At 44.0% G+C, this 17,474-nt stretch carries 10 protein-coding genes and 1 pseudogene; 7 read left to right on the plus strand and 4 right to left on the minus strand.

The features are described from left to right. Positions 1-656 (plus strand): LytTR family DNA-binding domain-containing protein (locus tag VIN08_RS04855; protein ID WP_331961068.1); only part of this gene is annotated, 656 nt, incomplete at its 5' end. Positions 657-819: 163 nt separating this feature from the next. On the opposite strand, the gene dnaA is transcribed toward VIN08_RS04855, so the two are convergent. Next, the gene (dnaA, locus tag VIN08_RS04860) at positions 820-2,244 is read right to left on the minus strand and encodes a chromosomal replication initiator protein DnaA (protein WP_331961071.1); all 1,425 of its coding nucleotides are present in this window, start codon (positions 2,242-2,244) and stop codon (positions 820-822) included. Between the two features lie 191 nt (positions 2,245-2,435). Here dnaA and scpA point away from each other — a divergent pair, with 191 nt between their 5' ends. Together scpA and VIN08_RS04875 are read left to right on the plus strand one after the other, a co-directional pair. Further along, complete coding sequence (gene scpA, locus VIN08_RS04870; RefSeq protein ID WP_349257895.1) at positions 2,436-5,642, plus strand: methylmalonyl-CoA mutase; 3,207 nt, start codon at positions 2,436-2,438, stop codon at positions 5,640-5,642. A 66-nt stretch (positions 5,643-5,708) separates the two neighbouring features. Continuing rightward, positions 5,709-6,269 carry a hypothetical protein gene (locus VIN08_RS04875; RefSeq protein WP_331961074.1) on the plus strand — a complete coding sequence of 187 codons (561 nt, stop codon included), beginning with the start codon at positions 5,709-5,711 and terminating at the stop codon, positions 6,267-6,269. A gap of 128 nt (positions 6,270-6,397) precedes the next feature. Here the strand turns inward: VIN08_RS04875 and msrB are convergent, their stop codons facing one another. Beyond that, entirely contained in the window at positions 6,398-6,910 is a 513-nt protein-coding gene (gene msrB / locus VIN08_RS04880) for a peptide-methionine (R)-S-oxide reductase MsrB (protein WP_331961077.1), read from the minus strand. 88 nt (positions 6,911-6,998) lie between these two features. Beyond that, positions 6,999-7,940 (minus strand): cation diffusion facilitator family transporter, encoded by a 942-nt coding sequence (locus VIN08_RS04885; RefSeq protein ID WP_331961080.1) that lies wholly within the window; start codon positions 7,938-7,940, stop codon positions 6,999-7,001. A 175-nt stretch (positions 7,941-8,115) separates the two neighbouring features. Between VIN08_RS04885 and VIN08_RS04890 the strand changes: the two genes are divergently transcribed. Then, the gene (locus VIN08_RS04890) at positions 8,116-12,351 is read left to right on the plus strand and encodes a CHAT domain-containing tetratricopeptide repeat protein (RefSeq protein ID WP_331961083.1); all 4,236 of its coding nucleotides are present in this window, start codon (positions 8,116-8,118) and stop codon (positions 12,349-12,351) included. Between the two features lie 88 nt (positions 12,352-12,439). On the opposite strand, the gene VIN08_RS04895 is transcribed toward VIN08_RS04890, so the two are convergent. Continuing rightward, positions 12,440-13,339: a class I SAM-dependent methyltransferase gene (locus tag VIN08_RS04895; RefSeq protein WP_331961086.1), complete on the minus strand. Its 900-nt coding sequence runs from the start codon at positions 13,337-13,339 to the stop codon at positions 12,440-12,442. A gap of 238 nt (positions 13,340-13,577) precedes the next feature. Between VIN08_RS04895 and VIN08_RS04900 the strand changes: the two genes are divergently transcribed. The 3 genes and pseudogenes from VIN08_RS04900 to VIN08_RS04910 all read left to right on the plus strand — a co-directional run. Beyond that, positions 13,578-14,375: an RNA methyltransferase gene (locus VIN08_RS04900; RefSeq protein ID WP_331961089.1), complete on the plus strand. Its 798-nt coding sequence runs from the start codon at positions 13,578-13,580 to the stop codon at positions 14,373-14,375. A gap of 71 nt (positions 14,376-14,446) precedes the next feature. Then, positions 14,447-16,756, plus strand: coding sequence for a PAS domain S-box protein (locus VIN08_RS04905; RefSeq protein WP_331961092.1), 2,310 nt, complete (start codon positions 14,447-14,449; stop codon positions 16,754-16,756). Between the two features lie 89 nt (positions 16,757-16,845). Further along, a pseudogene (locus VIN08_RS04910) lies at positions 16,846-17,474 on the plus strand (hypothetical protein); the annotation flags it as partial.

Consider the following 17,474-nt stretch of genomic DNA (forward strand, 5'->3'; position numbering starts at 1 on the left):
AGTTGAGCAGTGTAAAAGATTCCATTCAATGGTTATCACAGAATCCATCGCCCGACCTGGCATTTGTAGATATACAGCTTTCAGATGATCACTCGTTCGAGATATTCCGAAAACATCCGGTATCATTCCCCGTAATTTTTACTACGGCTTACGATAAATATTTACTGGAGAGCTTTGAGTTTAATGCGATCGATTATTTACTCAAACCGATCACCGAAGAGAAACTAAAACGCTCGCTGGAAAAGGTGGCTATACTGCGTGATCATTTCCTGCAAGGTAATCTTTTGAAGTTCATTCAAAATATACCGCAGCAGCCTGTACGCAATCGTATCATTGCGAAGAAGGGAACGGAGTTCGTAGCGCTGGATCTTTGTGATATAGCGTATTTCTATACGGAGCATAAAATTGTATTTGCGAAAGACTTTAGTGGAAGGCAACTGATTCTGGATAAGACTATAGGAGAATTGGAATCGGAGATCAGTTGTAAAGATTTCTTCCGGATCAATCGGAAATTTTTAGCGAACCTGAAATCTATCGAGCGGTTCAAGCCGGATAATGGTAAGATCAGAGTATATCTGAACCCGGAGATGAAGGAAGAGGTGCATGTGAGCAAGGAGACTGCACCGGAGTTTCGGCTGTGGATTGAGGGGAAGTGAAAAATATCTCCCGTTGATTTACGCAGATTTAACAGCCTTGTTTCCCACAGAATTCGCAGAATTACACAGAAATATAAAAGGCCGCCTAAGGCAGCCTTTACTTTTTATATCCTATATATACTCGCGTCTCCAGCGGCTGGTAGCTTGAAGCCAGCAGCTATTTTTAGCTTACGCGAAGCTTCAACTTCTTCCCAAGTTCTTCTACGGATGCTTTGAAGTTTGGATCGGTCTTCATCATGTCTTCTACGGATTCGAGGGCGTGGATCACGGTACTGTGGTCGCGGCCTCCGAAGTTTTCACCGATCAGTGCCAGTGTAAGTTGTGTGTAGCGCTTGCAGAAATACATGGCTACCTGGCGTGGTATAACGATCTCGCGTTTTTTTACTTTGCCTTTCATGGCATCGAGATCTACTTTATAAAATTCAGAAACAGTTTTCTGTATAAAATCAACACTAACGTCTGACTGAATTTCTTTGATGATATTTTTGAGTACTTCTTTCGCCAGTTCAAGATCAATTTCTTTCTTGAGCAGTGTGGCGTGGAAGATAAGTGAGTTTAATACTCCTTCCATATCGCGCAGGTTGGTATCAACACTATACGCGAGGTATTCGGAAACTTCTGTTGGAATCTGGATTCCGTCAGCAAGCATCTTCCTATTAATGATGGCGAGTTTCGTTTCGAAATCAGGTTCCTGTAAATCTGCCGTGAGTCCCCATTTGAATCTCGACAGCAATCTCTCCTGAAATCCTTTCATATCACGCGGAGGACAATCGCTCGTCATGATAATCTGTTTTCCGGATTGATGCAGCTGATTGAAGATGTGGAAAAACATCTCCTGCGTTTTTTCACGACCAGCCAGGAATTGCACGTCATCGAGTATCAGTAAATCTACCTGCAGGTAAAAATTCTGAAACTCCTGTACTTTATGGTTTTGCAGCGCGTTCAGGAACTGCGTTGTAAAATCATTCTGATCTATATACAGCACAACTTTACTTGGCATGCTGTTCTTGATCTCATTACCGATAGCCTGCACCAGGTGTGTTTTACCAACACCTACTCCGCCATATAGCATGAGCGGGTTGAATGATGTAACGCCCGGCTTCTTCGCAACAGCCAATCCTGCAGAACGTGCAAGACGGTTACAATCGCCTTCTACAAAATTATCAAATGTATAGGTTGTGTTTAACCGTGAATTGACCGTTTGAGGATTGAGCGCTTTATAGGTAAACGGGGAATAATCGTCTGAACCAAAATTACCGTTAACACCGCTTCGCCTGTTACCCGCACCGTTGACAGGGTAACTTACCGAAACAGGAGGCGTTTGTTTATCGCCACTATCTACTACAACCGAGTATTCGAGCCGGCCTGTAGGACCTAACACAGTATGTATCGCTTTCTTTAATACAGGTACATAATTATCCTCCAGCCATTCGTAAAAGAATTGTGAGGGTACCTGAATGGTCAACACATCGCCATCCACTCGAAGAGGGGCGATCGGCTTGAACCATGTATTGAAGTTTTCTTCGCCTACATTCTCGCGAATTACTTCAAGACAATCGTTCCATACTGTACCACTGCTGACTTCCATTAAGCTCTGAATTTGTTAGGATTTTCAGTTTCCTTTTAGAGAAAGGGAGACAAAGATGTAAAAAAAGAGCTAAAGAAAACAAGTAGGCTTCTCCTTGATTTTTCAGAAAAAAATTTGCTTCCAAAAATTTAAATTTAAAACGCAAGAGGTTGGCAAAAACTTAAGTAAAATTGGGTTGAACCGTTAAAAATATGGCTGAAAAAAAATTTCGCGATCTGTTACAGGAAAACTTTCAAAAAAATACTTTCGAAGACTGGCAGCGTGCTGCTTCACAGGAAAATGAAGGTAAAGATATCAGCACACTATATTGGGAAGCTGCTAATGGTTTGATATTCAAGCCGTACTATGAACATGGAAGTACACGTACCGTCTTCAGCCTCCCTCCTTCCTGTATACCTTTTGCCAATCCGCGTTACTGGTGGAATTGCCCGCCGGTACTTGTAACAAATGCGGTTACAGCAAACCAACTCGCGCTGCAACACCTGGCCCAAGGTGCCGATGGAATTTTATTCGATACTTCATCTACTTCTATCATTGATTTTAACGCTTTATTGCAGTCGATCGACTGGCCGTATTGTGCGGTATCATTTATACTGAGCGATGAACGAACTGCTAAACAATTGGCAGAGTATATTTCAACCAGAAATTTTCCAGTCGATTCACTTACCGGAACGTTATTATGGAAGAAACAGCCGTCAGATTACAAAACGATCCAATCGTACTTTACTTCACAAAGAAAGATTAATAGTCTCGGAGTAATTCTCCCTACATCAACGCCTGTAGAAGAGATCAGTGAGGCATTAACAAAAGGTATACATATTCTGAAGGCGTTCGGCAGTGAAGCCGCTATAGCTGCACCTCAAATAGCTTTCTCTATAACAGCCGGTAAAGATTTTTTGCAGCAGATCGCCAAATTAAAAGCGCTGCGCTTCCTATGGCATCGTCTGTGCCAGGAACAGGGTATAAAAAATTATAACCTGGCAGACCTGCATATTCATGCACGCTCGGAAGTATTTGCGGAAGAACGCTTTCAGCCACATGGTAATATGCTGAAAGAAACAACGGCCGCCATGAGCGCAGTGCTGGGCGGATGCGATTCGCTCACGATTATACCGGAAGATGAGAATAATACTACGATGAGTCGCATCAGCAGAAATGTATCTACCATTCTGCGCGAAGAATCTCACCTCGATAAAGTAAGCGATGCATTTGCCGGTGCCTATATATTAGAAGATATGGTGCAGGCATTGGCAAAAGAAGCCTGGAAGAAATATACCGGAGGCAGCGATGCATCCGATCAACTGTTACAAGAGAAATCTTCACCGGTAAATTATACGCCTGCTTCATGGACGAGTCCGGAAAAGATTGCTGTTAAATCATACTATACTCCGGAAGATATAGCGGGAGCACCACACCTCGGTTATACCGCCGGTATACCACCTTACCTGCGAGGGCCGTATGCTTCCATGTATACTATAAAACCATGGACGATCCGTCAATATGCCGGGTTCTCTACTGCTACTGAATCAAATGCATTCTACCGAAGAAATTTAGCGGCCGGTCAGCGCGGACTTTCGGTTGCATTTGATTTGGCTACTCATCGCGGCTATGATTCTGATCACGTTCGTGTAACAGGCGATGTTGGTAAAGCAGGTGTAGCGATCGATTCAGTATTGGATATGAAAATACTCTTCGATCAGATTCCGCTCGACAAGATGTCGGTATCCATGACGATGAATGGTGCGGTGTTGCCCATCATGGCATTTTATATAGTAGCAGCGGAAGAACAAGGTGTTAAACCCGGCCAGCTCAGCGGCACTATTCAAAATGATATACTCAAGGAGTTCATGGTGCGGAATACCTATATATACCCGCCTTCGCCATCCATGAAAATTGTGGCCGATATATTTGAGTATACTTCAAAGTATATGCCCAAGTTCAACTCGATCAGTATCAGCGGCTATCACATGCACGAGGCTGGTGCGCCTGCACATATAGAGCTGGCCTATACGATTGCCGATGGCTTGGAGTATATCCGCACAGGATTAAAGGCCGGTATAGCGATCGATGACTTTGCTCCGCGACTGTCGTTCTTCTGGGGCATTGGTATGAATTTCTGTATGGAGATTGCCAAGATGCGTGCCGGACGATTACTATGGTCGTATGTAGTTAAACAATTCAATCCGAAAAATCCCAAGTCGATGGCTTTGCGCACGCACTGCCAAACTTCGGGTTGGAGTTTAACAGAACAAGATCCGTATAACAATGTTACGCGAACCTATATTGAAGCGCTGGCCGCTATAGTAGGCGGTACACAATCGCTGCATACCAATTCGCTAGACGAAGCTATAGCATTGCCTACTGATTTTTCTGCACGTATTGCCCGCAATACACAACTCTTTATTGAGAAAGAGACCGATGTAACAAAGGTAGTAGACCCTGCCGGTGGCTCGTACTATATAGAAAGCCTTACGGCAGAATTAGCTGAGAAAGCCTGGGAGCTTATAGAAGAAGTTGAAAAATTAGGCGGCATGACAAAAGCGATCGAGAGCGGTATACCCAAGATGCGCATCGAACAAGCTGCTGCTGCCAAGCAGGCCCGCATTGATTCAGGACGTGATGTTATCGTTGGAGTAAATAAATACCAGACCGATGAAAAAGTTGTGCTGGATATACTCGAAGTAGACAATACGGCTGTGCGCAACGAACAGGTTACACGCCTGCAGACACTAAAAGCAGAACGAAACAATGCCGAAGTGGAAGCGGCCTTGCAAGCGATAACACAAAGTGCTGAAACCGGACAAGGTAATTTACTGGCACTGGCTGTTGATGCTGCGCGAAAGCGTGCTACACTCGGAGAAATATCTTCAGCGCTTGAAAGTGTATTTGGCCGGTATAAGGCTACGATCCGATCGGTTTCCGGTGTATATTCAGGAGAAATGAAAAGTCAGAAAGAGTTTGAAGAAGCACGTGCGCTCTCCGATCGCTTTGCCGAGCTGGACGGACGCAGACCGCGTATACTCGTAGCAAAGATGGGACAGGACGGGCACGATCGCGGTGCTAAAGTAATTGCTACCAGCTTTGCTGACCTTGGCTTTGATGTAGATATAGGGCCACTCTTTCAAACACCGGACGAAGTAGCGATGCAGGCTGCCGAAAATGATGTACATATAGTGGGAGCATCCAGCCTTGCAGGCGGACATAAAACATTAGTACCTCAATTGATCGAAGCACTGAAGCGCATTGGCCGGCCCGACATCATGGTTGTTGCCGGAGGTGTAATTCCCCAACAGGATTACGATTTCCTTTACAATGCAGGGGTATCGTTTGTCTTTGGACCCGGAACGGTAATTACGGAAGCTGCGAAGGATGTGTTGAAGAAGCTAATCAACGGCTAGAGTAAATTAACTTCTTCTCTTACTATGAGTCGTTTTACGATAAGAACGTGGCTATTAATTAGTAGCGTGGCAATTATAGTTTCATCATGTTCAAGCATCATTGAGCATGGCATTGTAGATGCCATTTTGCACAAATCCGGAACAATCATCTTTCTTATTATTGGAGGCCTTTTTTTTACAATATTCCGATCAGGAATTTTTGTCATCGAGAAGACATCCAACAACAATATCATCGACACAATTCGCAAACATCCGATGAAGGCAGAGGATTACGCTACCCGGCTTGATATTCCATATACCTCTAAATTAAACTTCGACAGAAACGCCTTCCAAATACTTAAGGCAAGAATTCAAATCTCTTCTAACGTTGAGAATTATCGTATACTTCACGTCCACACATTGGATGAGCAGCGGATATTAATCTTTACGGAGCTTTCATTTATTGACTATGACATAACCATAACAGGGAAACCTGAAGATATTGACAAGAAGAGCTATCATAATTTTCTCGTACAATATACTTCATCAGAAGAGTTCAAAATATACTCTAATCTCTATTCCAACTCTATAGAAAAATTTCAAAAGGAAGAATTTTATAAGAGCCTGTTAACTATTCAATTGTCATAGAAAACATGCGATCTTTGTCTCCCGCAGATCTCGCTGATAAACGCAAATGAAAAGACAATAAAGCAATCGCGCTGACCATGAGCATCAGGCTCGTTAAGTCAGCGCGATTTATATATACTGCTATATATTTACTTCTTCTGGTTTTGAAAATCCAGTGAGGTGGAATTTACACAGTAACGTTTGCCGGTGAGGGTTGGGCCATCATCAAATAAATGGCCGAGATGTGAGCCGCAGCGGCCGCATAAGATTTCGGTGCGGGTCATACCATGTGAGTAGTCCATCACTTTTTTGATCTTGCCTCCTTCAATCTCTTTGTCGAAACTTGGCCAGCCGCACTCAGAGTCAAACTTCATATCGGAAGTAAATAGTTCGTTACCACAGGCGGCACAAACATATACTCCTTTGTCTTTGTGTATATAGTATTTGCCGGTGAACGGACGATCTGTTCCCTTCTCCCGAAGAACAGAATATTGCTCGGGTGTGAGCATCGCTTTCCACTCCGCATCCGTGCGGTTAATCACGTGGCTTGTATCTTTTGCGATCTTCGCTTTCTCTGTTTTCTGCTGGGCTGTCGGCTGACTATTTCCAGTGCACGACCACAATTGCAACGCTACCAATACTGCTCCAATGAATTTATACATAGTCTGATATTTTTCACTATATACGATAAACAGGAAACAAAAGGATTTGGTTTTGACAGGGTTTGTCTTTTAACCGACAACTTTCAGGTCATTCGGCAGAGCCGAGCGACTGGTGTTCGCAAGCGAGTCCTTTCGTTTCAAACTCGATTGTAGCATGATGAATATTAATCTTCTTCAGCTCTTCCTTGATCTTCGACTTTAATATTTCCAGCGGTTGTGCTTCCAATGGCTTCTTCAACACAGCATGGGTGGTGAGTATATTATACCTTCCATCCATCGTCCAGATGTGCAGGTCGTGTGTATCATCGATCTCTTCAAAATTCAGAAACGTATTTTTCACTTTCTCTTCTGATACCGCATGCGGAATACCTTGCAGAATAATCTGAAATGCCCCACGCATGTTCCGGTACACATTTACCAGAATAATAACAGCAATGATCATCGACAGCAACGGATCAATGATTGGTGCATCCACATACTTCATCACCAGACTTCCAATCAACACCGCTACCCAACCAAGTACATCTTCCAGAAAATGCAGTGAGATCACTTTCTCGTTAAACGATTCACCTTTCTTCAGGCGAAGCATGGCCGCACCGTTCACCACAATACCAAACACTGCGAACCATAGCATCCCCGTTGTATCAGGTTGCTCAGGATTGAATAACCTGGTAAAGGCTTCTTTCAATATCATCACCGAGCCGAGGATCAGAACAATTGAATTGATAAAAGCACCGATCAGTGAAAAACGCTGATATCCGTAAGTATATACAGCATCGCGTTTCTGTTTCGACTTGCGTTCAAAATACCAGGCTGTGCCTAGCGAAAGACTATCGCCCAGATCGTGCAACGCATCGGAGTAGATAGCCACCGAGTTAGTATAAAAGCCTCCTACAAATTCCAGCAAGGCAAATGCCGTATTGATCCAGAAAGCCACTTGAATGTTATCACCTGCATGATGATGGTGGTGGTGACCATGTGCGTGAGCGTGATCATGATCGTGGCCGGTATGCGAGTGGTGATCGTGCATTGCATAGATTTTTACAACGTAAAGTTCTGCACAAAGGGCCTGCAACAGGAGTGCAACAACCGTATTTTTTCAAACACAGCTATATCAAATTTACTCCCATACTTATGTGATACCGATCAGAAAATACCAGCGATTTTGGTAATTTAGAAGTTGAATTGTCTAACTGTCTCTAGCCATGAAGAAAACGGGAGTATTGATGCTGGCCCTGATTGCACTGATCGGGTGTATACCGGTATTTAGCCAAAATAAAAAATTCGATAAATCTCTCCAGAAGATCGATGCGTCTTTCGCCTCCGGAAGCCTGACAAAAGCCAGCAGCTCACTGCAAAAATTAAAGAAATCTGTCACCACCAAAATGGGCCAGCAGAATGCCTATATGCCGGGCCTATATTTGCGCGAAGCACGCATCAGTCTTGCAACGGGGGTGCTATCCGGTTTTGAAAACTCCGTTAACAACGCACTCACCAGCAGCGAAACTATGTATGGCGACAATAGTACAAGCTATGCGAATACATTGATTGATGTTGCTGCGATCTATAACGACTATGGTAATTATCGCATCAGTCGCGAGTACCTGGGCAAAGCGAAAGACCTCCTCACCAAGACAAACCAGATGACCGATGCACTCAATGGCAAGATTGCATTGACAGAAGCAGAAGCGATGATCGGTCAAGGTTTCTGCAATGATGCTCTCACCATTCTGGATGGAGTTGAAAAATATTTTGCTTCACGTGCTATTGAAAAAGAATCTATAGCCGATGGCACTACTATAAAAACACAACGTGTACCTATTGAAGAGATACCACAACGCTATGGTGATTATGCACGTGTGCTCAATCTTCGTTTGAAAGCCTTTACCAAGAAAGGACGCATCTCGATTATTGGTGGCGATACGGAAACAGCCGATAATGCTTACTCTATAATTCGTGCATGGCTCAAAGGTAAATCCAGGTTTCTGGGTGAAACAAGTTTAGCAGAAGTAGAGGCCCGCTATACGTTTGCCAAAGCGTTGGAAGAAAACGGAACGAAGCATGAGAATGATCTTGACTTTGATAACATTCTGAGTGATCTCAAGAAAAAAGTAAATCCGACAAATTCACTCGCCCATGATATATACCTCGATTACCTCGAAGTATTATTAAAAACAGAAAACCGCGCGCGTTATCTGAACACAAAACTGGAATACGAGAAAGTATTGGATAAATATTTTCCCAAGACCAGTATACATCGCGAGAATGAAGAAGCCGTAGAGTTCAACTCTAAACTTAGTCGCGATAAAACCCGTAACCTCGAGGCAGATGCGTTGGAGGTATTGAAGAAATTACCCAAGAACTATATTACATCCGCCCGCACTGTTGAGTTTCTCTTTGATGTATCGCTCCGCGAAAAACGCTATACTGCTGCTGAAAGTTATCTGAACCAGCTAACCGATATCAAGAAGGAACTTTATGGTGATAACTCCCCGGAGTATCATCTTGCAAAAATTGACCTCGCTGATTTTTACCTGGACTATACCAACAAGCTTGATGAAGCCGGTAAAATATATAAGGAAAGTTATTTTGGTGTTGTAGAGAAACAGATTGGTGAGCAACATAAAGATTTGCTGAACATTCTTAATCACATTGCTACCTGGTATGAATTAACGGATCAATATGATCTTGCATTGAAAACATTGAACAATGCTTCTGATAAAGCCGTATTGAAATATAGCAACGAAGATCCGGAGTATGGCAAGGAACTCGATCGCATTGCAGGACTCGCCCTGAAGATCGGCCAATATGAAAAAGCAGAAGCCGACCTAAACAAAGCATTAACCATTCTCGAAGAATATAGAAAGGACGATGCGCGTGTTGCCGACTATGTACACGCTATAGATACACAGGCAAAGCTGTTCGGTATAAAGGGTATGTTTGATGAAGCCGAAGAAAATCTCGATCGCTCTGCGCGACTCATCTCGAAAGCAAAAGTTGAAATGACCAACGAACTCGCTACCGGTGAAGAGTTAACAGCACTGTTCATTCAACTCGGAGGTTTCTATGAAGCTGATAACCTTCTCAAAACGCAGATACCGGAATATGAAAAACTCTACGGAAGAAATTCGGTGCGTTTGATAGAGCCATTGGTAAACAAAGGCCGTATACTCCTGGCAAAAGGTGATTATACCGAAGCAGAGCGCACAGCACAACGCGCGAATCAGATTGCTGTAAAAACGTATGGTGAGACTTCCACCAAAACGGCTCCTACGCAAAAGTTATTGAGCGATATATACTATACATTGGGAGATTACGACAAGGCTCAGGATAATGTGATCAAAGCGATCAACAGTCAGGAAAAACAATTCGGACGTAATCATATAGAAGTAGCCAAGTCCATTTCACAGTTAGCGCTGATCAAATTCTACAAAGGCGACAATCGCAAGGAAGTAGAAAAACTGATGATCGAGTCGCGCGATATTATGGCGAGCAAGCTTGGAAAAGACAATCCGCAGTATGCCGAGATATTGAAGAACGTGGCTGTACTCTATATTTCTGAAAAGAAATTTGATATAGCCTTTAACTCGCTTACGGTAGCCGAAAATATCTGGCGCACTAAAACCGGCAAAAAGAACAACATCAATACTGCGAGCATCTATACCCTGACAGGCGATGTATACTACCAGCAGAAAAACTACAAGAAGGCTGAAGAGTTCTATACCAAGGCGAAAGACCTGTATGAACAGTTCTTCAGTTCTTCTCACCCGGAATATGTAAAGGTACTTTCCAAGCTGAGCAAAGTATACTATATGCAGAAGGACTACAAGCGTTCGAAGAAGCTGATCGAAGAGGCATTGGGCGACTACGAGATGTTTATCAAGAACTTCTTCCCGGCATTGAGCGAACGCGAGAAGGCCAAGTACTGGAACACGATAAAAGGCGACTTTGAATTTTACAATACACTTGCCTTTAGTAACCTGGAAGATTTCAGAGACCTTACCGGTAAGGTATATAATTACCAGCTGCTCACAAAAGCGTTGCTGTTAAGCTCTTCTATCAAAATTCGCGAACGCATTCTTAACAGCTCGGATGAACAATTGAAATCGCAGTATAATACCTGGATACAAAAGAAAGAGCAACTCACGCTGGCGTTATCCATGAGTCCTGCGCAGTTGCTGGAAGCACAGATCGATCCGGCCGTATTGCAACAGGAAGTGGAGCGTCTTGAAAAAGATCTGAGCCAGAACTCCGATCTGCTTCGCCAGACGTTTGATGACAAGCGCATCACGTTTGATGATGTAAGAAAAGTATTAAAGCCAAACGATGTAGCCGTAGAGATGGTGCGCTATCGCTACTTCAACCATACACTTACAGATTCTGTTATCTACGCTGCGCTATATCTGAAGAAAGATCTCTCCAAACCAAAAGCTATTATACTGAAAGATGGCAAAAAGATGGAGAACCGCTTCTTCAAGTTCTATCGCAATGCCATCACCGGTAAAATACCGGATACCTATTCGTATGATATATTCTGGAAACCGATACAGGACGAGATTGGCCAGGTTGCCACAGTATATCTGTCAGCCGATGGTGTATATAACCAGATCAACCTCGAAGCTATACCTACACCCGATGGACGATACGTTATCGACAACTCGAATATAGTATTGGTAAGCAATACCAAAGATCTATACCTGCGCAATGTAAAGTCGCGCTTGTCTGCTCCTGAAAATACCGCTACTATGTTTGGTAATCCAACCTTCTACCTCACGGCATCAACCGATCAGAATATATCGCCACTGCCGGGCACGGAGAAGGAAGTAACACAAGTGCAATTCATGCTCAAGCAAAAAGGCTGGCTTACGGCTGAGTATGTAGAGAAGTCCGCATCGGAAGAAAAGATCAAAGAATTGAACAACCCCAAGATATTCCACATTGCTACACACGGTTTTTACAGACCTACTACACAGGTAACACTGGAACAACAGATTGAAGGAAACGAAGCAGTGCTTACACAAAACCCGTTGATGCGAACAGGCTTATTGTTAAAAGGTGCTGGCGACCTGATGGACAAAACCACCTATAACTTTAACATGGAGAATGGTATACTTACTGCCTATGAAGCCATGAGCTTAAACCTTGACAAGACTGACCTGGTTGTATTAAGTGCCTGCGAAACAGGCCTTGGCGACCTGGAAGCAGGTGAAGGTGTATATGGTTTACAACGTGCATTCCTCGTAGCCGGTGCAAAAGTATTAATCATGAGTATGTTTAAAGTAGATGACGAAGCAACACAACAACTAATGCTGAAGTTTTACCAGAAATGGCTCAACAGCGGCAACATGCGCCAGAGCTTTGTAGATGCTAAAAAAGAACTTCGCTCGGATTACCCCGAACCTATATATTGGGGAGCGTTTATTATGATCGGACTAGACTAGGAGAGCTTACAGCAGAAAGTAAAAGCAGAAAGCCTGGCATACTATATATGCCAGGCTTTCTGTCTTAATATACTTTAAGCTTTACACTTTAGCTTTCAGCTTTAAATCTCAGGAACGTTCCCATCGGCAGATCTTTACCTTGTTTTGACTGGAGGAAGAACTCTCCGAACTCCGGGCTGGGCATATCAAAGTGAGTCTTTGCTACATTTAGTCCAACAATAGGCGATAGTCCCACAGCGTACATACTAAGTACAAAGAAGCGATTCTTCTTTTCGAGCAGTTCGCTACTCATGCTGATCAGTTCATTGAGTTGCTCTTGCAGCGTCCACTTCTCTCCTTCCGGTCCGCGGCCATACGGTGGCGGGTCCATAATAATGCCGTTGTATTTATTGCCACGCTTTACTTCACGTCTCACAAACTTGAAAGCATCTTCATATACCCAGCGTATATTGTCAAGGTTGTTGAGTTGCATATTCTGGTTGGCCCAATTTATACCGGGCCGTGAAGCATCGCAGTGCGTTACTTCGGCACCGGCAGTGCGTGCTACCACAGAAGCTGCTCCGGTATAGGCGAATAAGTTCAGTACACGAATCTTGTTGCTGTTCCAGCTTGTCAGTGTATCGTATATAAAATTCCAGTTATTACCTTGCTCTGGAAAAACACCTACGTGCCCAAAGCTGGTTAATGCAAGACGTAGCGTAAGATTGAGTTCTTTATACTGATACTGCACATTCCAAGATTCGGGCATACCCGGGTTGCGCGACCATCCGCCTTTCACATCATCAGAAAAACGAAATTTATCTTTCTGCTCGCGCACAAATTTAGCCGTAGCTACCTCCTTCCACTTCTGTTCTGTTAACGATTTGCTCCAGATAGCCTGTGGCTCCGGACGAATCAAAGTATATTTCCCAAAACGTTCCAGCTTCTCACCATCACCGGAATCAATAAGCTCGTAGTCTTTCCACGAAGAAGGATGCAGTAGTTCCATAAAGAGCGCAAAGCTAATGTTAAAAGTTTAAAGCTGCTAGTTGCAAATAGCTGTTGGCTTCCAGCCGCTGGTTGCTGGAGTGTGTGAGTGCGAGATTCGTGAAGTGTCTTTTATTCCTCAACATTCGTTAATCGATATTCCATGTTCAATATTCAGGGTCCATAATGTTCAATATATAGTTGTATCTATAACCGATAAGCTTTTAGCTTTACGCTTTCAGCCTTGAGCTTATATACCTATGCACTTCCAGATTACCAGTACGCAGAATCCGAAGATCAAAAATCTGATTGCTCTTGAAAAACCACGCGAGCGGAGAAAGCAATGCCTCTTTCTGATAGAAGGCAGGAAGGAGATCGGGCTGGCACTGGAAGCAGGCTATAAGATCGGCAACTTATTCTTCTGCGAAGAGATCATTTCCCTGGAAGAAGTAAAGTCGTTCGCTAAATCGGATCAGTTACTCATTCCCGTATCAAAAGAAGTATTTGAGAAGATTGCTGTGCGCGAAGGTACCGGTGGGCTCATCGCGGTAGCGGAACAAAAAACACATCGGCTCGATCAACTCAAACTCAAGCCTAATCCATTATTACTTATTGTAGAAGCGGTGGAGAAACCCGGAAACCTCGGTGCCTTGCTGCGTACAGCCGATGCTGCCGGTGTGGATGCTGTCATTATCTGCGATCCTCAAACCGATTTTTATAATCCAAATGTTATCCGCTCCAGCGTAGGCTGTGTATTTACCAACCAACTCGCTTCAGCAACATCAGACGAAACCATTGCGTGGTTAAAGAAACACAACGTCTCCATTTACTGTACATATCTGCAGGCTTCCAAGCCCTATCATTTAACAGACTTTACACGGCCAAGTGCTATTGTGATGGGCACTGAAGCCACGGGTCTTTCCGACACCTGGGTAAAACACGCGGATGCGAACATCATTATTCCCATGCAGGGAAAAATCGACTCGATGAATGTATCCACGGCAGCTGCAGTGGTGATCTTTGAAGCCAGACGCCAGCGCGGTTTTGACCAGCTGTAAATTTTACAGTTAATTTTAGAGAAAGCATTCCTTAAAATGCAGTAAATTCGTAGCCGTGCCCATACCATTTGATGGAGAATTTACCGCTTTCGCGCAAATATATTCCAGACGATAAGTTTCTAAATGCCCTGGCAGAAGCTTATCGCTTGCAGGAGGCTATTATCAGTGCCACCGAGCTGGCTATTATTTCCACTTCTCCAGACGGTTCTATTACCAGCTTTAACCAGGCTGCCGAAAAATTACTGGGCTTTACGGCCGATGAACTTATCGGTAAACATACTCCGGTATTATTCCATGACCCGGACGAGATTGTACTGCGTGCCAAAGAACTTACCGAAGAACTCCATCAATCAGTATTGCCGGGCTTTGACGCCATGGTTATTAAACCACGGCTGCATAAAACTTCTGAACGCAGAGAGTGGACCTATATCAGCAAGAACGGGAAACGTATTCCGGTAGTACTTTCTGTATCCGCACTGTGGGATGAGAAAGAGCTGCTCATTGGTTATGCCGGTATAGCAACGGATATAACCGAACAAAAAAAGATCGAAGAAAAAGTCCGGTCATCCGAAGCACACCTGCAAGTGCTGCTCAACTCCATTGAAGATATAGTCTTTGAAGTTAACCGGCAGCGAATATTTACCAATGTGTGGACGAAGCATGACGACTTGTTACTGGTACAACCGCGCGAACACTATATAGGTAAAACGCTATCGGAGGTTTTACCAGAACCTCTGTCTGCGCGGTACGAAGAAGCGATAACCAGAGTCTTTGCTACGCAATCTTCTCAGTATATCGAATATCCGCTGGAGCGTGGTAATCGCTGGAATGCATCCAAAATATCGTTCATTGACCAGGAGCAGGTAATTATATTCGTACGCGACATTACCACACAGAAGCAGGCCGAATTTCTGCTTCGCGAAAGCGAGAAAAAATTCCGGTTGATGGCAGAGAACATGCCGGGCGCTATATATCTCTGCCGCAATGATGAAACTTACTCCATGGTATATCTGAACGAACGCGTAAAAGATATTACCGGCTATGGAGCCGAAGAGTTTGTTTCAGGCAAAATAAGCTTTGTAAACCTCTATCACCCGGAAGATGCTGCCGGTATAATCAGCATTGTAGACGATGCCTTGGCCACACGAAAAAGCTTTCTGCTCGAATACAGAATACTGCATCGATCCGGTGAGGTGCGATGGATCAAGGAAGTAGGTGCGGGTATATATGAGCACGACAAGTTGCTGATGATAGAAGGTATTGTTACCGATATTACTGCACAAAAAAATGCAGAAGCAGAGTTGCTGAAAGTGGCAGAAGAAAATTACCGCCTCTTTAATAACTCGGTAAACCTGAGTGCTATTGCTTCTTTTGACGGCTACTTTAAAAAACTGAATCCTGCCTGGCAACATTTATTGGGCTGGACGGAAGAAGAGTTGAAATCAAAACCACTCGTAGAGTTTATTCACCCCGATGATGTAGAAGCAACCGTGCGTGCAGTAGAATATATAGTGAAAGGAAATAACCTCGCTACCTTTGAGAACCGCTACCGCTGCAGGGACGGCACCTATCGCTGGTTGTTGTGGGGATCGGGCAGTGATAGTAAACATGAATTGATCTATGCTTCTGCCATCGATATTACCGAGCGTAAAAAATCGGAAGAAGAATTACTCCTGTCGAAACAAAACCTGGAGACGATAGCGCTTCGCCTGCAGGAACAAAACCGGCAGCTCGATGAATTTGCCCACATCATCTCGCATAACCTGCGCTCACCGGTTGGCAACATCAAAGCATTGATAAATTTTATTAACGATAAGAGTACAATAGAAGATTACAGGCTTATCTTCGAAAAGATCAGGAACGTGAGCAACAACCTGGGCGAAACCATGAACGAGCTGATGGAGACGCTGAAGGTTAAAAATGATACCGGCATTGAACGCATCGAGATCCGTTTTAAAGATATACTGGATAAAGTAGTGCAGTCGCTCGAGGGAGAGTTAATTCAATGTGGCGCGAATGTTACCTACGACTTTAACAGTGCTCCTAAAATTATATACCCGAAAACGTATCTCGAAAGTATATTTCAGAATCTGTTGTCGAATGCCATCAAGTATCGTTCACCGGACCGGCAGCTGGCAATCCACGTATCGTCTGATATATACCAGGACCGAACCGAACTACGCGTTCGCGATAATGGACTGGGTATAGACCTGGAGCGGTTTGGCGAAAAATTATTCGGCCTGCACAAAACCTTTCACGATAATAAAGAAGCACGGGGTGTGGGTCTCTTCCTTACCAAAACACAGATCGAAGCGATGGGCGGAACAGTTACTGTGGAGAGCGAAGTAGACAAAGGAACAACGTTCATCATACGATTCTGAGATAACCACCACATTGTTTCAGTTGTTGGCCACTCGCAAATACACTCGTTTCACATTTACTGTATATTCGTTCCTTTCAACGTTACTATATGAGCTCAATCACCTTTCAACCTACGGCAACGGCTGGTGCTACCATTACAGCATCCGTTAAAAGTCATGTACCCGTTTACCTGTATGCTACAGTGCTTGCTTCACTGAGCATTATTATCGGTTTGATCTGGGATATATCCTGGCATACCAGCATAGGTCGTGATGGATTATTCTCGGCACCACACCTGGCCATTTACCTGGGTGGCGTTACGGCCGGATTATTCTCAGGCTATCGCGTGCTAAAGATTACCCTGGCGGGCTCGGTTCTCGAACGCAGCAGAACCATTCGCTTCTGGGGTATATTTTATGGTTCACTTGGCAATCTCTTTTGTATATGGGGTGCCATAGCCATGCTTACCTCTGCTCCATTCGATGACTGGTGGCACAACACTTACGGACTGGATGTAACGATTTTATCACCACCGCATACGGTTCTGTTGTTGGGTATGATCACGATTCAATTCGGTGCCATCATCAGTGTGTTAACGTATCAGAATCTTCATGCTGCCTCCAACGAAGGTGAGCTGAACAAAAACTTTTCTATACTCTTTGCACTCTCCGGTGGGTTTGTGCTTACCATGATCTTTACTATTGGATCCGAATACCTGTCGCGGCACGATATGCATGG

This window comes from Ohtaekwangia sp. (assembly GCF_036568665.1).
GTDB lineage: Bacteria > Bacteroidota > Bacteroidia > Cytophagales > Cyclobacteriaceae > Ohtaekwangia.